The following is a 19001-nucleotide window of genomic DNA, read 5'->3' on the forward strand; positions in this document are numbered from 1 at the left end:
AGGACATGATGGGTTGGCGGAGCATCCGCGTCATGGCCGAACCTGTGCTCGATTTTCGCAACACCAACGCCCTGTGGGGCAGCGTGCTCGTTGAGACGCTGGTGCGATGCGGACTGCGGCACGCGGTGGTTTCGCCGGGTTCACGTTCCACGCCGTTGACCTTCGCATTGGCGCGGCATCCGCAGATCGAGGCTACGCCGGTGCTCGACGAACGCTCTGCGGCGTTTTTCGCGCTTGGGCTCGCGAAGCGGACCCGGCGGCCGGTGGCGTTGCTGTGCACCAGCGGCACCGCCGGCGCGAATTATTTTCCGGCGGTGATTGAGGCGCAGGAAAGCGGTGTGCCGTTGCTCGTGATCACGGCCGATCGCCCGCCGGAAATGCGCGATTGCGCGTCGGGCCAAACTATCAACCAGCAGCGTTTGTTTGGCGACCACGTTAACTTTTTCCACGAGCTCGCCGTGCCGCAGCCGACCGAGCGGATGCTCGCCTATCTGCGGCAAACCGTGGCGCACGCGCTGGTTCGCACGCTGGGGCCGGAGCGCGGGCCGGTGCATCTCAACGCGCCTTTCCGCGATCCGTTGCCGCCCACGGCGGACGAGAGCGCGAGAAGTCTGGAAGACGCGATCGGCGAAACCTTCTTTCGTCACCTCGACGCGTCCGCACCGACAGCGAAAACCATCGTTCGTTGGACGCCTCCTCGCACCGCGCGCGGCCTGATTGTCGCCGGACCGGCGGCAGGGGAAAGTGTCATACATTATATGACACTCTGCCGGGAGTTGGCGGGGAAGTTGGGGTGGGCGGTGGTGGCGGATGCGTTGTCACCGGTGCGGATGGCGGCGCGCAGCGAAGATTCGGAGAGCGGGGTTCTGGTGGTGACGGCGTATGAGGCGATTTTGCGGAATGAGACGCTCGCGCGGGAGCTCACGCCGGACTTCGTGCTTTGCCTCGGCGGGTGGCCCACGAGCAAGGGGCTGCGCGCCTGGCTCGAACGTTCGGGCGCGGAAATTTTGCTCGTCGCCTCAACCGCGGCGAATCGCGACGCGCTGCATGGACGGACGCGTCAGGTGGCGGGGTCGCTGGAAGCGTTGGAGCTTGTCGGCGACATCGTGCCGGAGCGTGGGCTGGCGGAGCGCTGGTTGGCGGCCGAGCGGGCGGCGCGGGGCGCCCTCGACCGCGCGATGGAGACGGAGCACGGCCTTTTCGAAGGCAAGGCGGCGTGGCTGCTGGCGCGGCATTTGCCGGAAAGCACGCCGATGTTCGTCGCGAGCAGCATGCCGGTGCGCGACGTGGAGTATTTCTGGCCGGCGACGGGCCGCGGCATCGAAGTGTTTTTCAGCCGCGGGGCCAACGGCATCGACGGCACGGTGTCGACGGCGCTCGGCATCGCTCATGGCAACCGACCCACCGTGCTGTTGACCGGCGATCTGGCGCTGCTGCACGACGCGAACGGTTTTCTGCTGCGGCCGAAGCTGACGGGTTCGCTGACGATCGTGCTGATCAACAACCGCGGCGGCGGGATTTTCGAACATCTGCCGGTGGCGCAATTCGATCCGCCGTTCGAGGAGTTTTTCGCGACGCCGCAGGAAGTCGACTTCGGTCGCTTGTGCGCGGCACATGGCGTCGAGCACGTGGTGATCCGCGACTGGATTCATTTTGTGGATACGATCCGGGCGCTGCCCGAGACAGGGATGCGCGTGCTCGAGGTGCGCACGGATCGCAAGCGGGACGCGGCGATTCGGAAAGCCTGGCTGAACGCGGCGGGTGCGGCTTGCGGGTAAGCGGACCGGCGCTGAACCAACTCAGGACGGCTCGGAGAGCCGTCCCTACCTCCTCCCTCCTTTTTCTATTCGTAGCGGAGGGCGTCGATCGGATCGAGATGGGCGGCTTTGCGCGCGGGATAGAAGCCGAAGAACATGCCGATGGCGGCGCTGACCGCGAACGCGGTCACGACCGAAGTGGTGGAGACGAGAACCGGCCAGTCGTTGAGCTTCGACACGAGTTGCGAGGAGCCGATGCCGAGCGCAATGCCGATCAGGCCGCCGAGCGAACTGAGAATGATGGCCTCGATGAGGAACTGGAGCAGCACGTCGCGGCCGTGCGCGCCGACCGCGAGACGGATGCCGATCTCGCGCGTGCGCTCGGTGACGGACACGAGCATGATATTCATGATTCCGATACCGCCGACGACGAGCGAGATGCCGGCGGTGATGCCGAGGAACACCGTCATCGTGCGCGTGGTGGCGGTCGCGGTTTGCGCGAGTTCGACCTGGCTGCGGACGGTGAAGTCGGGTTCCTTGCCGTTGCGGCGCTGCGTGAGGAGATCGTTGATGTCCTGCTGCACGCGCTCGATGGCGTTGGGCGACGCGGCCTGCACGAGGATCGAGTTGACGTTGGTGCGGCGCGAGAGGCGCTTCATATGGCTCGTGTAGGGCACGATCACGATATCGTCCTGATCCTGGCCGAAAAGATTGAAGCCCTTCGGCTCGAGCTGGCCGACGACCTTGAAGGGAATGTTGCGGATGCGGATGCTTTGGCCGACGGCGGAACCGTCGGGGAAGAGCTGGTCGGCGACGGTTTTGCCGATGACGGCGACCTTCGCGACGCTGCGGACATCCTGTTCGGAGAACACATTGCCCTCGGCGATCTTCCAGCTGCGGATTTCGGGGTAGTCGGGCGATTCGCCGAGCACCTGAGTGTTCCAGTTGAGGCCGTTGGCGAGGATCTGATTGCGGTCGCGCACCTCGGGGCTGACGCCGACGACGTTCGGCACGTCGGCGGCGATGGCGAGGGCATCGTCGACGCTGAGGGTGGGCGCGCTGCCCCAGCCGCCGCGCATGCCGCCGCTGGTGAAGCTGCCGGAAAAAACGGTGACGACGTTCTGGCCGAGGCTGGCGACCTGGGCTTCGACCTGGGATTTGGCGCCGTTGCCGATGCTGACCATGGCGATGACGGCGCCGACGCCGATGATGATGCCGAGCGCCGTCAGGATCGAACGGAGCTTGTTGCGGCGGAGCGCGCGGAGCGCGATGACGATGGTGGACCGGAAGCGCACGGGGAGGCGGGAGAGTCAGTTAACCGCGAAGAAACGCGAAGCCGCGCAAACGACCAACACGGATGCCGCGATGTGAACAGGCGAGGACATTGACTTCGTGGCTCACTGCGATTCGCCGATGAGTTTGGCCTCGGCTTCGGCGGCGAGGAGTTTCTGCATTTCGACCTCGGCGTTGCTGCGGTGCGCCACGGCGTTGTCGCTCACGATGCGTCCATCGCGCATGGCGATGTTGCGCTTGCAGTAGTGGGCGATGTCGAACTCGTGCGTGACCATCACGATGGTGATGCCCTGGTCGTTGAGCTTTTGAAACACGCCCATGACCTCGACCGAGGTCTTGCTGTCGAGATTGCCCGTCGGTTCGTCGGCGAGGAGGACCTGCGGTTGGTTGACGAGCGCGCGCGCGATCGCCACGCGCTGCTGTTGTCCGCCGGACAACTGGCTGGGAAAATGGTCGGCGCGGTTCGAGAGACCGACGATGTCGAGCGCCTGGAGGGCGCGCTTGCGCATCTCGGAAGCGGAGATGCGGCCGCGGCCGTAGAGCATCGGCAACTCCACGTTTTCGAGAGCGGTGGTGCGGGCGAGGAGGTTGAAGCCTTGGAAGACGAAACCGAGCTTCTCGTTGCGGAGGTCGGCGAGCTGGTTGCGGTCGAGCTTCGAGATGTCGACGCCATCGAGCAGGTAGGTGCCGCTCGTCGGACGGTCGAGGCAGCCGAGCGTGTTCATCAGCGTCGATTTGCCGGAGCCGCTGGCGCCCATGATGGCCATGAACTCGCCGCGGTGGAGGTCGAGCGAAACGCCGCGCACGGCGTGGACCTTCACCTCGCCGGAGTTGTAGATCTTCTGGATGTCCCGGAGCTGGACGACGGGAGTCATGGCGCGTGGTGGCGAGCGTTTAGAAGCGACGCCGCGGGCCGAAGGGATTGTTGGATTGCGACGGGGCGGCGGCGGACGGCGCGGAGCTGCCGGTGATGACGAGATCGCCTTCGTTGAGACCTTCGAGGACCTCGGTCTGTGAGCCGTCGGAAATGCCGAGCTTCACGTTGACGGCCTCGGGGCGCGCGTTGGGACCCTGGCCGACGAGACGGTAGAGGGTGCGAACCGTCGGCGCGTTCGAGGCCGTTTCCCGCTCGCGACGGCCGGAGAACGCCGGCCACTCGTAGCCGTCTACTTTTGCCAGCTCGCGGGCGCGTTCGATCACCTCAGGCGTGGGGCGGCCGGAGCCCGGAGTGAAACCGGCTTTCGTCATGTAGCTGCGGCGGAGATCGTCCGGCATCGGCTTCAGGCCACTCGTCGCAGCGGCGGCTTCGCCGCCGGCGGATTTCGTCGCGGGGGCGGGGACGTCGGGGAGGCGCACGCGCAGCGCGTTGTTGGGGACGCGGAGGACGTTCGGATGGGCGGCAATGACGACGGAGATGTTGGCGGTCATGCCAGGGCGCAGCTTCTGGTCGTCGTTGCGCACCTCGATGATGGTTTCGTAGGTGACGACGTTTTGAACGGTGATCGGCGAGTTGCGGATGAGGGAAACGCGTCCGCGGAACTGGCGGTTGGGAAAGGCGTCGACGGTGAAGTTGACCAGCTGGCCGACCTCGACGTTGCCGATATCGGCTTCGGCGATCGCGCCGACGATCTGCATTTTGGTGAGGTCGTTGGCGATCTGGAACAAGACGGGCGTGTTGAAGCTGGCGGCGACGGTCTTGCCGACATCGACCTGGCGGGAGAGAACGATGCCATCGATTGGCGAGTAGATGGTGCAACGCGATAGATCGATCTTGGCGCTTTCGACGGATGCGGTGCGGGTCTGCACCTGGGCATCGGCTTGGGCGAGCTGCGCGAGCGCCTGGTCCAGATCGGATTGGGGAACGAGATCGTTCTCTCGAAGCTGGGTGAGTCGATCGCAGTTGAGCTGCGCGAGGCGCTGATTCGCTTTGGCGTTGGAGAGATCGGCCTCGGCGGAGCGCAGGCGCGATTCGTAGGTCGCGGCATCGATGTGAGCGACGACGTCGCCTGCCTTCACGATGGAGTTATAGTCGACGAGGACCTTGTCGATGATGCCGGAAATCTGGCTGCCGACATCGACGGTCGTCACCGGCTCGAGCGTCCCGGTGGCGGTCACCACCTGTGTGAGGTCGGCGCGGGTGACGGGCACCGTCGAGTATTCGACCTTCATCTCTTCGCGGTCGCGGACGAAATACCAAGTCGCGGCGCCGGCCGCGAGAATCAGGATGAGAAACAGCACCAAACGGCCGGAGCGGGAAGAGTTAGCCATGTGAGATGAAGCGAACGAAGGCGAATTGCTGGGGAGTGCGCGCTAAGACGCAGCAACGGGGGAAAGGTAACCGCGGATTTGCACGCGGCATGAACCGTCGGGTCGGATCGTCCGGGCGGAGGAGCGATGTCAGCGGTTGAATGCGGTGCGCAACGCCTCGGCGACGTTGTCGGGCACGAAGTGCTTCACGTCGCCGCCGAACTTGGCGACCTGTTTCACGAGGGAGGAACTCGTGTAGCTGAACTGTTCGTTGGGCATCACGAAGATCGTTTCGATGCGCGGCTCGAGATGCCGGTTCATCAGCGCCATGTTGAATTCGAACTCGAAATCCGAAAACGCGCGCAGTCCGCGAATGATGGCCACGGCCTGGTGGGCGACGGCGAATTCGACGAGGAGATTGTTGAAGGAGGTGACGCTGACGTTGGGAAAACGTGCAATGTTGGGCCGGATCATGTCGATCCGCTCGGTCGCGGTGAACAGCGGCCCTTTCCCGGGATTCTCGGCGATCGCCACGGTAACGCGATCGAAGAGCTTCGCCGCCCGTTCGAGCACATCGAGGTGCCCGTAGGTGATCGGATCGAACGTGCCAGGGTAGATGCAGTGACGCATGCGGGGGCAGGGAAAGGGATTCGTCGACGCGAGGCGATGCGGTTTTTGTCGATGGCGCCGGACGGTTTGGCACTGCAGCGACGCGCGATCGCCGATCTGCTATTGCGTTTGCAGGCGGCTCCGTGTGGGTTTGCCGGTCACGCTTCAGATGAACCTGCCCAATATTCTCACGTTCTCGCGACTGCCGGCGATGTTCGCGATCGTGGCCCTGATGTATTCGGATTTCCAGTGGGCGGCGACGCTGGCGTTCTGGTTGTTCATCCTCGCAGCGTTGACGGACTGGCTCGACGGCAAGATCGCGCGGGAGAGCGGCCAAGTCTCCACCTTCGGCCGGTTCATGGACGCAGTGATCGACAAGGTGATGGTGATTGGCGTGATGATCGCGCTGGTGAATGGCGATTATTTTCTCGGCCACCACATTCCCGCGATGATCGCGCTGCTCTGCATCCTCTGTCGCGAGTTCATGATTTCGGGATTGCGCATGGTGGCCGCGACCAAGGGCGTCGTGGTCGAGGCGGACGCGGGTGGAAAAGTGAAGACGTTCATTCAGCTCAACGCCATCGGCTGGCTGCTCGGCGCGCACATGTTTTCGCGGGACTTCGGCGAGCTCTTCAGCGGCGGCGAACGCTGGTGGGTGGTGAGCGTGAACTGGGTCGGCATCGGTTTGTTCGCGCTTTCGGTCGTGCTGACGATCACGTCGGGCTACACCTATTTCCGCCGTCACGGTCACGTGGTGATGAGTTGAGCGATGCGCCTGTCGCAACCTATCTGGCCGAGATTTCTGCCTTCCCGTTTCGTGCTGGCGTGCGCGACGCTCGGTCCGCTTGGCCGGCGGTTGCCGGCGCCGGGCACGTGGGGCTCCGTGGCGGGGCTGCTTTATTTCACGGTGTTCTTTTTTCCGCTCGGGATCTTCGGCACGCTGGTCTTCTCCGCTGCGGGCGCCTATCTGGCGGTGGCACTGTGTGGTGAGGCGGAATTCCGGCTGGGGCGTCGCGATCCGGGCGAGGTGATCCTCGACGAATTCGTGGCCATGCCGCTGTGCTTTCTCGGATGGCGAGAACTTGTCGGGCCGTTGCCCGGCTGGGCGGTGTTTTTGGTCGGTCTCGGGTTTTTCCGGCTGTTCGACATCCTGAAACCGTTCGGCATTCGCCGGCTTCAGTCGCTGCCTGCGGGCTGGGGCGTGGTAGTCGACGACCTGGTCGCCGCGCTCGCCGCCTGCGCGACGATGCACGCGTTGAAATACGCGTGGCTCGTTTGGCGGTAGCCAAACTTTGGAGACGGGCCGCTCCCGGCGAGCGGCTGCCTATTTGTCGGCGCGATTGCGACGGTAACGGAGATCGACGCGCACGGACGTCGTGACGCCCGTCTCGAAACCATCGGGTCCCCAGATCGTGCGACCCTCGAAGGTGGCGGTGGCGCGCGGCGTGCCGTCGGGGCGGCGCAACAGCGGAATGCCCACGCTCGGGCGGATGCCGAAGACATTGTCGGAACCGCCGCTCAGCGGCGCGGTGTTCGCGTCGAAGACCTTGAGAATCAGATTGAGGCCACGCCACTGCCGCGCGACGCCCAGCGTGAGAATCAGATTGTTCGAGTGGAGCTGGTTCTCGCGGTAGTTTTCCCGCAGCGACGTGTGGTCGATGAAGTCGGCACCGAGCGTCGCGAAACCGACAAGCCCGTAACGTGGCATCACGGTGCGGGTGAACGTCACATACGGCAGCGTATGCCGGACTCCGTCGGTAATCTCATACGGCGGCCGGCTGAGCGGGGTGACCCAATCGAGGCCGACCGTCCAGCCCGCGTCGGCCGACAGCGCCTGCTCGTATTTCATGCCCGTGCGGAACTGATAGAGGCCGTTGCCAACGGAGTCCTTGAGCCCGTGGGTGATGTAGGCGCCGAGCTCCGCGTTGAATTCGAAATTGTCGTTGAGCTTCAGCCGCGCGCCGACCGGCAGGCGGAAATAATCCTCGTGCAGCAGATCGCCAAAACGCGGGCGAAAAAACAGGCGGACCGAACCGGACGGATCGAAGGTGGGCAAACCGAGGTCTGGCAACTCCGGCAGGCGATCGAGAAACGACGAGAGCGCCGCGCGCGGCGCCTGCATCGCCTCGGCGGCCTTGGCGGGAATCGACTCGAGCGCCGAGGCGGCCCGCGTTTCCGCCGGAAGCCACGCGCATAGCAACAAGGCGACGACGGCCCGGAGCGGCTGCCGCGAAGATGGAAGAGAAGGGGACATCGAGCTAAGGAAGCACCTGCAGGTTCTCTGCGGGGAGTTTCACCAGCAAGCCTTGCTGGAGCACGTCAACCGACAGCACGACCCCGCGTGGGTTCGAGGGATCGTCGACGAAACCTTCGAGACCGTGGAGCGGGCCGCCGACGATTTTCACCCGGCGTCCGCGGGTGAGCAGCGGGCGCACGAGCAGTTCGTAACCCGACGCGACGATCGCACGCACGTCTTCCAGCTGTCGCAGGAATCTTGATTCGTCGTCGACGGGGATCACGCGCGCGAGGAGGTCCTGCTGGTAAATGCGGGTCTTTCGCTCGTCCGGCACGCACGCGAACACGTAACCCGGGAAAAGTGGCTTTGTGAAACGTTTGGTCTGCTGCCGGTATTTGCGGATGCTGGGCACGACCGGCAGATAATGCTCAAAATGCTCCGCCTTCATCAGCGCCTCGAATTTTTTTTCGCAGCGGGGACGCGTGTGGCAAACGAGCCAGGCGGCGTCGGCGCCCGCCGACTGAAACGGCGCGGCGGATACAAAGGCGGTGGCGGTGACCGACATCAGGCTTTCAGCAGGAAACGCACGGCGGCGTGATAGCCCTCCAGGCCCAAGCCGGTGATCACGGCGACGCAGACGGGCGCGGTGAGCGACGTGTGCCGGAATTCCTCGCGCTTGTAGATGTTCGAAATGTGAACCTCCACCGCGCGCAGGCCCGATCCGGCCAGCGCATCGCGCAACGCGACGCTCGTGTGCGTGAACGCCGCGCCGTTGATGACCACCCCGTCGAACTTCGCTTCCGCGAGCGCGGCGATCTTGTCGATCAGCGCGCCTTCGTGATTCGACTGGAAAAACTCCAGCTGCGCCGCGGCGCCGAACTCTGCGCGCAGCGCCTGTTCGAGATCGGCGAGGGTGGCGCGGCCATAGATCTCGGGCTCGCGTTTGCCCAGCCGGTCGAGATTGGGGCCGTTGAGGATGGCGATGCGTTTCATCGGAAAGCGATCACACGAAACACACGAAAATCAGTTGGGGGGGAAGACTGTTTTCGCGGGCCGAAGCCATTTCCCGGTCTCTACAACGGGTTGTCGGTGGCGACGAATTCCCACGGCAGGCGGAAGCGTGCGGCGAGCTCGGCGGCGAGCGCCTGCACCGCGTGGACCTCGGTCGCGTAGTGGCCGCAGAGATAAAGGTTCAACTTTTCCTCCTGCGCGCGGTTGAACCATTCCTCGCGCAACTCGCCGGTCACGAGCGTGTCGACGCCCGCCGCCGCAAGCGCGGGCACGGCGCTGTTGCCGCTGCCGCTGCAGAACGCGATCTCGCGCGGCTTCGGCGAGCCGTATTCGATCGCGATCACGCGCGGGTAAAGTTTCTCGAGCCTGGCGCGCAGCGCGGCGCGCGTGAGCGTCGGATTCCGGGCGATGCGACCGATGTCGCCGCCGCGATTCGGGAGAAATCCGCGCGTGGCTTTCAGCCCGAGCTGGCGGGCGAGGAGGGCGTTGTTGCCGATCTGCGGATGCGAATCGAGCGGGAGGTGATTCGAGTAGAGCGCGCAGTTGCCGTTGATGAGCGTCGCCACGCGGTCGTAAACCGGACCCGTGAGCGGGCGCGGCATGTCCCAATACATGCCGTGGTGCACGATGAGAAAGTCCACGTCCGCCGCGACGGCGCGCTGAAAGGGAATCACGCCGGCGTCGACCGCGGCGCCGATCTTGGTCACGAGGCCGCGATTGGCGACCTGGAGTCCGTTGCGCGCGCCGGGAGCATCCTCGAAGTCGGCGAGTCGGGTGCGTTTGTCGCAGTAGGCGACGAGATCGCTGAGTTTGGCCATGGGGAAAGTCGTTTCGACGCCCGTTCTCGCAGCGAAAACGACGCGGATCGAGAACGATCTCAGGCGTGACCGAGCCGGCAGGAATGCGCGCTGAAACCGGCGCCGAAACTCACGAGCCAGAAATCGCCGCTGCCGTTCGGCGGGCCGTCGCGCAGCGCCCGTTCCAGCGCGAACAACACCGAGGGGCTGCTCATGTTGCCGTAATCGCGCAACGTCTCGATGCTCGCCGCAAGCGAGTGGGGGGCCACGACGGGAGCGAGCGCCTCAAGCACGTCGCGGCCGCCGGTATGTGTGATCACGCGGGCGACGGCGCGATCGCCGCGCTTTTCCCAGAGTTGACGCACGGCGTTCGCGGCGAGATCGGGGACGGAGCGATCGAGAAGGTTGCGGAGCTTTCCCTGGCGTTGCTCGAAACGCAGTTTGTCGCGTTCCGCGGGGAGATGCAGCGTGTCGAACGCGAAGGCCTGCAAGCCGAGCCCACCGGTTTTTCCCCGCCAGATCGTGGCGGCGGCGCCGTCGCTGAACAGGCACGCGCTGATCAGCACGCCCGGATCGTCGTCGAGGTAAAAGGCCGCGGAGCAAATCTCCACGGCCACGCAGGCGACGACGGCGTCGGGTTGCGCGGCCACGATGTGGCTCGCGGCGCGCAGCGTGGGAATCGCCGCCCCGCAGCCGAGGCCGACGAGATCCTGCAGATAGGCGTCGGTCCGCAAGCCGAGTTGCTCGGCAACGTAGCTTGTCACGCCGGGGCAAAGATAGCCCGTGCAGGTGCAGATCAGCAGGGCGTCGATGTCCGTCGGTTCAAGCTGCGCCTGCGCGAGCGCCTGGCGCAGCGCGCGTCCGGCGAGGCTTGGGGCTTGATCGCGAAACGCGAGATTCAGCTCGTCGGGTCCGAGGTCGAACACGCGCTCGATCTGCGGCACCGCAAAGTGCCGCTGCGCGATGCCATGATCGCTGCGCAGGATCGCATGCAACGTCAGCATCGAACGCCGGCTCAACCGTTCGCGCACCGACGATTTTTGGGCGAGGTCCCAGCATTGTAGCGGCGTGAAATTCCGCGGCGGGACGGCGGTGGCGAGGGCGTGGAGAAACATCGCCAAAAGAGTCAGTTGAGCGGCGGGAAGGTTCGCCGAAATCGCCGGATGCCCCGTCGCGGAGGACTAGTGCAACGCGCGATAAAGCGTGCGCAGGGGAAGCAGGCGCGCGCGGGAGAGCAGCGAAAACCAGCGCTGTCGCTGCGGCTCGAGGAGAAACGGATGGAGCAGGTGCGCCGACGCCAGACGGACGCGAAACCGCCGCCGGAGGCAGGCTTTGATGAGGCGGCGCGTCTCCGGCCATTCGCGTTGGCCGCGCGCGTAGGCGATGAGCGGGTCGATCGCGCACGCGGCGCTTTCCAGGGCCATCGCCATGCCATGGCCGGTGAACGGCGGGATCGTCGCGCACGCATCGCCCAGCCGCACTTCGAAGGCCCGCGCGGCGCGCCGGTCGAATTCGAGCGCGGCAACGCCGGTGAACGACGCGACGTCGAGCGGGACTTGCGCGAGGCGCGCGGCGAGCGGTCCCAAGCCCGCCGCTTGAAGGTAACCGAGCAGCAGATCGGGACCCTTGGCGCAGAGCGCGCGACGGCGAAACAGGCCGCAGATATTGACGCGGCCGCCTTCGATCCGCGCGAGCCCGAGGTAGGCCTCGTCGCCGAGGTGCAGCTCGAGATCGCCGTGCAGCGGGAGCTGCAGCGCATGGATTTTCAATCCCAGCCATGGCGACACCGCACGGCGCCGGCCGGTCGCGAAAACGCGTCCAGCCGCGTCAGTCGTGTGCTTGACTCGCGCGTGCGTGCGCAAGTCGCCGCCGGCCTCGACGAACGCCTGTGCGAGGCGCGCGTCGAGCACGTGGCGGCTGAGTCCGGGAACGTCCTCCGGCAGCCGTTGCGACCGCAGGAATCGGCCGCGGGCGAACCACGCGACCTCGCGGTTCGTGGCCGCGCCTTCAAGAAACGCGTCGAGCCCGAGCCGCTTTCGTGCGGCGGGCGAAAGGCCGGTGATGAACTCGCCGCACACGCGATGGCGCGGATACGCACCGGCCTCGAACAACGTGACCGGCACGCCGGCGCGGCGGAGGTTAACGGCGAGCGCGAGGCCGGCGAGACCGCCGCCGATGATCTCGATGGGGCGGTCCGTATTCATTTTTCCCGGACTGCGATCAGGCGATAGGCGCCGAGCAGCGTGACGTCGACCCGCACGTTCCATTGCCGGGGATCCAAGCCGAGCTCGACGGCGAGCTCGTCGTCCTGAAAGCCGGCGGCGATGCTGACATGCGCGTCGTGGAGACTGACGCGATTGACGCCGAGTGCGGGGCCGAAGACGCCGTAGAGAAACTGGGAGAATCGCCGGCGCACGGGTTCGCAGGCGACAATGACGCGGACGGAGGAGCGCAGGCGCGTGCCGAGATCGGCGAGTTCCGGGGCGGTGAATTGATGAAAAATCAGATTGCCGACGATCGCATGGTAGTCGTCGAACGCATCGAAGGCGAGCAGGTCGGCTTGGTGCCAGCGTCGACCCGCGGGCCACTCGGTCGGGCGTGGCCAGAGATCGAGCCCGTCGACCTGCAGGCCGCGACGCGCGAGGCGCGCGCCGAGTTCGCCGGTACCGGCGCCGAGTTCGAGGGCGCGTTCGCCGGAGCGCAGGAGGGGCGGCAGCGCGCGTTCGAACCAGCGATGATTACCCATGACGCCGTTGGTGACGCGCAGGTCGCGGCGGTTGTGAAGGGCGTCGGGGTGCTGCGGGGGCAGGCTATCGAGCAGCTCGGGGCGAATCGTGCGCTGCATGACGAGACGAAGGTTGCCCGTTTCGGGGTGTTGTCCACAATGGCAGGCGTTTTCCATGAACGAGCTCCCGACTCCCGTCGACCTGATCGCCGAAGCTGCGGCCAAGTTTCCGCACCGTCCCTCGTGGGACGAATATTTCATGGCGACCGCGGTGCTGCTCTCGACCCGTTCGAACTGCGAGCGGCTGCACGTCGGCTGCGTGATCGTGACGGGCGGCGATCGGAAGAACCGCATCGTGGCCGCCGGCTACAACGGTTTCCTCCCAGGCACGCCGCACGTGTCACGGCTGCGCGACGGCCGCGAACAAGCGACGGTGCACGCGGAGCAGAACGCGATCGCCGACGCTGCGCGCCGGGGGAGCTCGGTCGAAGGCTGTGTCGCCTACGTGACGCATTATCCCTGCATCAACTGCGTCAAAATCCTCGCGGCCGCGGGGATCGCGGAGATCCGTTATCGGCACGACTACAACAACGACCCGCTCGTCGCGCCGATGATGGCGGATGCGGGGATCAAGATCTTGCAATTGTGAAACCCCGCGAGCGCGTTGGGGTCAACGCGCTCGCCCCTCCTGCTCATGCGCGAACGTCATCACGCCGGAAAGGAAAGCCTCACGGGCTCGTTGCTCCTCGCGCATCCGGGGCTGAAGGATCCGAATTTTCGCCGCACCGTCGTGCTGATGTCGGCTCACTCGACCGAAGGCGCGATGGGCGTGGTGTTGAACCGGCCGTTGGGAAAACGTTTGGGTGAATTGAACGGCGATTTCGCGCTCGGCGCGCTGGCGGGCGTGCCGTTGTTTCGCGGCGGACCGGTGCAAACGGAGCAGTTGCTGCTGGTGGCATGGCAGCCGCAGGCCGACGGGTTTCGGCTGCATTTTGGGATCGAGCCCGATCGCGCCGCGCAGCTGATCGCGGAGGAGGGCACGCAGTTGCGGGCGTTTCTCGGCTACTCCGGCTGGTCCGGCGGGCAGTTGGAGAGCGAGTTGAAGCAGCATACTTGGCTGGTCACCGACGTGCCGGCCGAACTGCTGAGTCAGCCGCCAGGCGACGGACTCTGGCGCACGATTCTCGGCGCGATGGGCGAGGAATGGCGGCTGCTGGCGGAGGAGCCTGAGGACACGAGCTTGAATTGAGCGCGACGCCGCTGCGCGCGCCAAAACGGAGGTTGACAGGGGAGGAGGCGCTCTCTGTTTTGGTCTCTTTTATGAAAGTTGTTTCCTCCATCAAATCGGCCAAGAAGCGTCACCCGGCCTGCCAGGTCGTCCGTCGCCGCGGCAAGATCTACGTCATCAACAAAGTCGAGCCGCGTTACAAAGCGCGCCAGGGCTGATTTAACCTAACTCCCGCGCCATGAAAGCCGAAGGCCATCCCACTCTCAACAACGTCTGCTTCCTCGACATCGGAACCGGGCGTCGCTTCCTGACCAAGTCGACGATGAAGTCGGCCCGCAAGGAGAACATCGACGGCGTCGAGTATTTCATCGTCGCGCGCGACGTGACCTCGGACTCGCACCCGGCCTACACCGGTGAGAAGCGCCTCGTCGACACGGCGGGCCGCGTCGAGAAGTTCACGACGAAGTTCAAGCGCGGTCGGAAGTAACCGGCCCGCCGAGCGAAACGACTTCTTTCCCAAAGCCCTCCGAACCGGAGGGCTTTTTTGTTTCACCACGAAAGACACGAAAAGAAAGGATTGTGCCTGATTTCGTGTGTTTCGTGTATTTCGTGGTTTCTCCTTTCCCATGCGCATTCGTGCTTTCCAAGGTCTGGTTCCTCAACCCGCGCTCGCGCCCGAAGTGGCGTGCGTGCCCTACGACGTCGTCAACACGGCCGAGGCCGCGGCGCTCGCCGCCGGCAAGCCCCGCAGCCTGCTGCATGTCGACCGCGCCGAGATCGACCTGCCGGCCGGCACCGATCCGCACGCGGATGTCGTTTACACGACGGCGGCGGAAAACTTTAAAAAATTGCAACGCGACGGCGTGTTCACGCGCGAGTCGGGGCCGTGTCTCTACGTTTACCAGCAGCAGATGGGCGAGCATCGCCAGCGCGGACTCGTGGCCGTGTGCAACGTCGAGGACTACGATGCGGAGCTGATCAAGAAGCACGAGAAGACCCGCAAGGATAAGGAAGACGACCGCACGCGGTTGATCGACACGCTCAGCGCCAACACCGGCCCCGTGTTTCTCACATATCGCGACGAAGCCGGCGTGACCGCGCTGGTGAACGCGAAGGTGCAGGAGGCGCCGTTGCACGATTTCACCGCGCCCGACGGCATTCGCCACACGGTGTGGCGCGTCGCGGGCGGAGCCGACTGGGTGAAGGCGTTCGAGCGCGTGCCGGTCACCTACATCGCCGACGGTCACCACCGCGCGGCGAGCGCGGCCCGCGTGGCGCGGCTCCGCCGCGAACGCAATCCGCAGCACACGGGCGGCGAGGACTACAACTGGTTCCTGTGCGTGCTGTTTCCCGCGAGCGAGCTGAAGATCCTGCCGTATAACCGGATCGTGTTCGACCTGAACGGCCGCACGCCCGAACAGTTTCTCGCGGAAGTGAAAGCGCGCTTCGGCCTGACGGAAAACGCGTCGCCGACGCCCGCGGCCGTGGGCGAAGTCAGCATGTATCTCGGCGGAAAATGGTATGGGCTGCGATGCACGGCCGACGCGAAGGCGGACCCGGTGGCGCGGCTCGACGTGAGCGTGTTGCAGGACAAGCTGCTCGCGCCGCTGCTCGGCATCGACGATCCGCGCACGAGCAAGCGGATTGATTTCGTGGGCGGCATTCGCGGCACGGGCGAATTGGTGAAGCGCGTGGACGCCGACGGCGGCGTGGCGTTTTCAATGTATCCGGTCACGATCGCGCAGCTGATGGATATCGCGGACGCCGGCCAGATCATGCCGCCAAAGAGCACGTGGTTCGAGCCGAAGCTCCGCTCGGGTTTGTTCGTCCACACGTTCTGATCTACAGCGACCGGCGGCCGGCGGCGTGGTTCGATCGCCACCGGTCCGCGGGTGGCGGGATGAGAGCGGAGCACAATCGTCCGGCTTCGGGACGGGCAGGCTTGCCAACGGATTCGGCGGGCGTTGCCTAGCCGCATGCGCTTCCACCGAACCAAGTTACTGCGGACTTTCGGCTCCATCGGATTCATGGCGGGATTTGCCGCGGTTGCCAGCGCGGCTTCGAACGCGGGCGGCGAACCCTTTCCGCTGCCGCTGGAAAGCTATGGCGAAGTCGCGGGCGGAGTGTGGGAAAATCTGCGCACGCGCGCGGCGGCCGAGCCTTTCAACGTCGTGGCGAGCGTCATTTTCCTGCTCGCGATCATCCACACCTTCCTGACCGCGAAGTTCCGGCACTGGGCGCATGAAGTCGAGGAGGCGCACCGCGCGCGGTTGAAGGATCGGGCGCCGCCGCCGAGCGATCGCGATGGCGACAACGTCCCGGACGAGGTGAGTTTCAAGGGCCAGATCCTTCATTTCCTCGGCGAAGTGGAGGCGGTTTTCGGCACGTGGGTGCTCGTGCTGATCGGCGCGATCGTGTGGTTCAAAGGCTGGCCGACGGTGATCGACTACATCGGCCACCGCGTGAACTTCACCGAGCCCATGTTCGTCGTCGTGATCATGGCGCTGGCGTCGACGCGACCGGTCCTCGTGTTTGCCGAACAATGCCTGCGCGCGGTCGCGTCGATCGGCCGCGGTTCGACGGCGGCGTGGTGGCTCTCGATTCTGATCATCGCCCCGGTGCTGGGATCTTTCATCACGGAGCCGGCGGCGATGACGATCGCGGCGCTGCTGCTCGCGCGGCAGTTCTATGCGCTGAAGCCGTCGCCAAAATTCTGTTACGCCACGATCGGGCTGCTGTTCGTCAACGTGTCGGTCGGCGGCACGTTCACGCATTTCGCGGCGCCGCCGGTGCTGATGGTCGCGGCGCCGTGGGGTTGGGACATGCCCTACATGTTCACGCATTTTGGCTGGAAAGCCCTGGTCGGGATCGTGGCGGCCACGGCATTTTATTTCTTTGTCTTCCGGAAGGAGTTTGCCCGGCTCGATGAGACTCGCGCCCGCGAAGCCGCCGCGGCGGGTGGGGCGGGCCGCTCCGAGCGTGGGCCGATCCCGGCGTGGATCACGCTCGTGCAAATCGGGTTCATGGCGTTCACCGTGATGGTGGCGCACTATCCGGCGCTGTTCATCGGCGGGTTCCTGTTCTTCCTGGCGTTCGCGCAGGCGACGGCGCACCACCAGAATCAAGTCGAGCTCAAGTCGCCGCTGCTGGTTGGCTTCTTTCTGGCGGGCCTCGTGGTGCACGGCGGCTTGCAGGGCTGGTGGATCGAGCCGGTGCTGAAAAGCCTCGGCGAGGTGCCGTTGTTTCTTGGCGCGACGGCGTTGACGGCGGTGAACGACAACGCGGCGATCACTTATCTGGCGACGCTGGTCCCCGGCTTCACCGAGGAGCTGAAATACGCCGTCGTGGCCGGCGCGGTGACGGGTGGCGGTCTCACGGTGATCGCCAACGCTCCGAATCCCGCGGGCCAGGCGATCCTCCAGCGCTACTTTCCAGAAGGCGTTTCGCCGCTCGGCTTGCTGGCCGGCGCGGTGTTGCCGACCGCTATCATGGGGGCGGCGTTTATGTTGTTGTGACGCTAGGGACGCACGGCCGCGCGGCGAACCACGGCTCGCGCGGTCGCGCACGGCACCCAGCTGTAACGTCGCCGCGAAATGAAGCGGGTTAATGGCCGGAGCAGAGGCGATTCAAACGGGGACCGCTGACGACCTTTGATTTGCCGCAGGGCGTCTGGACTGGTTGCGTCGGGCCGCCATGCTCGCCTCTCTCGTGTTCGCGTCTCTGACCGGCGTGGAGATTCCGCCGGCGCTGATCCTTCCCTTCGGGCTGCTCCTGCTGCTCATCGCGGTGATGCCGCTCACGCCACCGCGCGTGAAGCATTTCTGGGAACGTTACTATCCGCACGTGGCGATCGGCCTCGGGGCGATCGTGGTCGGTTATTATCTGTTGCGGATCGCGGGGGGCGGTGAAGTCGCGCGGCACACGGCGCACGAGTATTTCTCGTTCATCAGCCTGATCGGTTCGCTCTTCGTCGTGGCGGGGGGGATACACATCAAGGTCAAGGGCGAGGCTACGCCGGGGACGAATGTGGCGTTTCTCGCGATCGGCGGCCTGCTCGCGAATCTGGTCGGCACCACCGGCGCGTCGATGGTCATGATCCGGCCCTACATCCGGATGAACAAGATCCGGATCACGGCCTATCACATCGTCTTTTTCATCTTCGTCGTATCCAACATTGGCGGCGCGCTGACGCCGATCGGCGATCCGCCGCTCTTCCTCGGCTATCTGCGCGGCGTGCCGTTCTTCTGGCTGGTCGAGCACGTGATGGTGCAATGGCTGGCCACGCTCGGGGCGGTGCTCGCGATCTTCTACTTCATCGATCGCCGCTACTTCAAACGTCTGCCCACGCCCGTGCGGCGCGAGGTTGAGGCGCCGGACACCTGGCGCTTCGATGGCGCCGTCAACGTCGTGCTGCTGCTCGTGATCATCGGCGCGGTTTTCCTGCCGGAGAAATTTTTCCTGCGCGAGTTGGTGATGATCGGGGCGGCGGTGGCCTCATATTTTCTCACGCCGAAGCAGGTCCATCAGGAAAACGCCTTCAGCTTCGGTCCGATCAAGGAGGTGGCGTTTCTCTTCGTGGGCATCTTCGCGACGATGATGCCGGCCCTCGGCTATCTGGATCAGCACGGCCAGGAGTTCGGTTTCAAGAAGCCGATGCAGTATTATGTCGCCGCCGGCAGTTTGTCGTCGGTCCTGGACAACGCGCCGACGTATTTGAATTTCCTGCAGCTTGCGAAGGCCTCGGCGATCGCCGAGGCGCCGCAGGAGTTCGACGGCGCGGGCGAGGACGAGAAGGCGCAGGTGCAGGTCCTCCTCGCGTATTTCCCGAGTTACGTGGTCGCGGTGAGCCTCGGCGCGGTGTTTTTCGGCGCAATGACCTACATCGGCAACGGGCCGAACTTCATGGTCAAATCCATCGCCGAGAGCTCGGGCGTGAAGGTGCCCACGTTTTTCGGCTACGTTTTCAAATACAGCGTGCCGATCCTCCTGCCGATTCTGCTGCTGAGCGGGTGGCTGTTTCTCTAGCTCCCGCTGCGTGCCAAGAGGCGGAGCTCGACATCCCGGTCGGGCCGATTTGGGCGACTCGTCCCGTCAGCAA

At 65.1% G+C, this 19001-nt stretch carries 21 protein-coding genes; 10 read left to right on the forward strand and 11 right to left on the reverse strand.

Annotated elements, in window-relative coordinates:
- The first annotated feature begins 32 nt into the window (after window positions 1–32).
- Window positions 33–1778, forward strand: coding sequence for a 2-succinyl-5-enolpyruvyl-6-hydroxy-3-cyclohexene-1-carboxylic-acid synthase (menD, locus tag AC6RV7_RS08720; protein WP_500093584.1), 1746 nt, complete (start codon window positions 33–35; stop codon window positions 1776–1778).
- A gap of 65 nt (window positions 1779–1843) precedes the next feature.
- On the opposite strand, the gene AC6RV7_RS08725 is transcribed toward menD, so the two are convergent.
- The 4 genes from AC6RV7_RS08725 to coaD all read right to left on the reverse strand — a co-directional run bounded on the left by AC6RV7_RS08725 (window position 1844) and on the right by coaD (window position 5927).
- Window positions 1844–3052 carry an ABC transporter permease gene (locus AC6RV7_RS08725; protein ID WP_500093585.1) on the reverse strand — a complete coding sequence of 403 codons (1209 nt, stop codon included), beginning with the start codon at window positions 3050–3052 and terminating at the stop codon, window positions 1844–1846.
- A gap of 102 nt (window positions 3053–3154) precedes the next feature.
- Entirely contained in the window at window positions 3155–3925 is a 771-nt protein-coding gene (locus tag AC6RV7_RS08730) for an ABC transporter ATP-binding protein (RefSeq protein ID WP_500093586.1), read from the reverse strand.
- A 19-nt stretch (window positions 3926–3944) separates the two neighbouring features.
- Window positions 3945–5318, reverse strand: a complete 1374-nt coding sequence (locus AC6RV7_RS08735) for an efflux RND transporter periplasmic adaptor subunit (protein ID WP_500093587.1) — start codon at window positions 5316–5318, stop codon at window positions 3945–3947.
- Between the two features lie 129 nt (window positions 5319–5447).
- Window positions 5448–5927, reverse strand: a complete 480-nt coding sequence (gene coaD, locus AC6RV7_RS08740; RefSeq protein WP_500093588.1) for a pantetheine-phosphate adenylyltransferase — start codon at window positions 5925–5927, stop codon at window positions 5448–5450.
- 148 nt (window positions 5928–6075) lie between these two features.
- Here coaD and pgsA point away from each other — a divergent pair, with 148 nt between their 5' ends.
- Together pgsA and AC6RV7_RS08750 are read left to right on the forward strand one after the other, a co-directional pair.
- Window positions 6076–6672, forward strand: coding sequence for a CDP-diacylglycerol--glycerol-3-phosphate 3-phosphatidyltransferase (gene pgsA / locus AC6RV7_RS08745; RefSeq protein WP_500093589.1), 597 nt, complete (start codon window positions 6076–6078; stop codon window positions 6670–6672).
- Between the two features lie 3 nt (window positions 6673–6675).
- The gene (locus AC6RV7_RS08750; protein ID WP_500093590.1) at window positions 6676–7191 is read left to right on the forward strand and encodes a phosphatidylglycerophosphatase A family protein; all 516 of its coding nucleotides are present in this window, start codon (window positions 6676–6678) and stop codon (window positions 7189–7191) included.
- Window positions 7192–7230: 39 nt separating this feature from the next.
- Here AC6RV7_RS08750 and AC6RV7_RS08755 read toward each other — a convergent pair whose 3' ends face one another.
- The 7 genes from AC6RV7_RS08755 to AC6RV7_RS08785 form a co-directional block, all read right to left on the reverse strand.
- Window positions 7231–8160, reverse strand: a complete 930-nt coding sequence (locus AC6RV7_RS08755; RefSeq protein WP_500093591.1) for a hypothetical protein — start codon at window positions 8158–8160, stop codon at window positions 7231–7233.
- 4 nt (window positions 8161–8164) lie between these two features.
- Window positions 8165–8707, reverse strand: a complete 543-nt coding sequence (gene nusG / locus AC6RV7_RS08760; RefSeq protein ID WP_500093592.1) for a transcription termination/antitermination protein NusG — start codon at window positions 8705–8707, stop codon at window positions 8165–8167.
- Complete coding sequence (aroQ, locus tag AC6RV7_RS08765) at window positions 8707–9135, reverse strand: type II 3-dehydroquinate dehydratase (RefSeq protein ID WP_500093593.1); 429 nt, start codon at window positions 9133–9135, stop codon at window positions 8707–8709. The genes nusG and aroQ overlap by 1 nt, the downstream gene beginning before the upstream one ends.
- An 80-nt stretch (window positions 9136–9215) precedes the next feature.
- Window positions 9216–9971 (reverse strand): Nif3-like dinuclear metal center hexameric protein, encoded by a 756-nt coding sequence (locus tag AC6RV7_RS08770; RefSeq protein WP_500093594.1) that lies wholly within the window; start codon window positions 9969–9971, stop codon window positions 9216–9218.
- A gap of 59 nt (window positions 9972–10030) precedes the next feature.
- On the reverse strand, window positions 10031–11065 hold the full coding sequence (locus tag AC6RV7_RS08775) for a type III polyketide synthase (protein WP_500093595.1): 1035 nt from the start codon (window positions 11063–11065) through the stop codon (window positions 10031–10033).
- A 66-nt stretch (window positions 11066–11131) separates the two neighbouring features.
- Window positions 11132–12154 (reverse strand): NAD(P)/FAD-dependent oxidoreductase, encoded by a 1023-nt coding sequence (locus AC6RV7_RS08780; protein ID WP_500093596.1) that lies wholly within the window; start codon window positions 12152–12154, stop codon window positions 11132–11134.
- A complete protein-coding gene (locus tag AC6RV7_RS08785) occupies window positions 12151–12795 on the reverse strand; it encodes a class I SAM-dependent methyltransferase (protein WP_500093597.1) in 645 nt (214 codons plus the stop codon). Before AC6RV7_RS08785 ends, AC6RV7_RS08780 begins: the two co-directional genes overlap by 4 nt.
- Window positions 12796–12850: 55 nt before the next feature.
- On the opposite strand from AC6RV7_RS08785, the gene AC6RV7_RS08790 reads away from it, so the two are divergent.
- The 7 genes from AC6RV7_RS08790 (at window position 12851) to AC6RV7_RS08820 (ending at window position 18928) form a co-directional block, all read left to right on the forward strand.
- On the forward strand, window positions 12851–13324 hold the full coding sequence (locus tag AC6RV7_RS08790; RefSeq protein WP_500093598.1) for a deoxycytidylate deaminase: 474 nt from the start codon (window positions 12851–12853) through the stop codon (window positions 13322–13324).
- Between the two features lie 45 nt (window positions 13325–13369).
- Complete coding sequence (locus AC6RV7_RS08795) at window positions 13370–13924, forward strand: YqgE/AlgH family protein (protein ID WP_500093599.1); 555 nt, start codon at window positions 13370–13372, stop codon at window positions 13922–13924.
- Window positions 13925–13995: 71 nt separating this feature from the next.
- Window positions 13996–14121 (forward strand): type B 50S ribosomal protein L36, encoded by a 126-nt coding sequence (gene ykgO / locus AC6RV7_RS08800; protein WP_012376436.1) that lies wholly within the window; start codon window positions 13996–13998, stop codon window positions 14119–14121.
- 20 nt (window positions 14122–14141) lie between these two features.
- Window positions 14142–14390: a type B 50S ribosomal protein L31 gene (locus AC6RV7_RS08805; RefSeq protein WP_500093600.1), complete on the forward strand. Its 249-nt coding sequence runs from the start codon at window positions 14142–14144 to the stop codon at window positions 14388–14390.
- Between the two features lie 139 nt (window positions 14391–14529).
- Window positions 14530–15744 carry a DUF1015 domain-containing protein gene (locus tag AC6RV7_RS08810; RefSeq protein ID WP_500093601.1) on the forward strand — a complete coding sequence of 405 codons (1215 nt, stop codon included), beginning with the start codon at window positions 14530–14532 and terminating at the stop codon, window positions 15742–15744.
- A gap of 135 nt (window positions 15745–15879) precedes the next feature.
- Window positions 15880–17418 (forward strand): putative Na+/H+ antiporter, encoded by a 1539-nt coding sequence (locus AC6RV7_RS08815; RefSeq protein WP_500093602.1) that lies wholly within the window; start codon window positions 15880–15882, stop codon window positions 17416–17418.
- A gap of 178 nt (window positions 17419–17596) precedes the next feature.
- Window positions 17597–18928 carry a sodium:proton antiporter gene (locus AC6RV7_RS08820; RefSeq protein WP_500093603.1) on the forward strand — a complete coding sequence of 444 codons (1332 nt, stop codon included), beginning with the start codon at window positions 17597–17599 and terminating at the stop codon, window positions 18926–18928.
- The last annotated feature ends 73 nt before the right edge of the window (window positions 18929–19001 follow it).

Source organism: Opitutus sp. sgz309028, assembly GCF_059821195.1.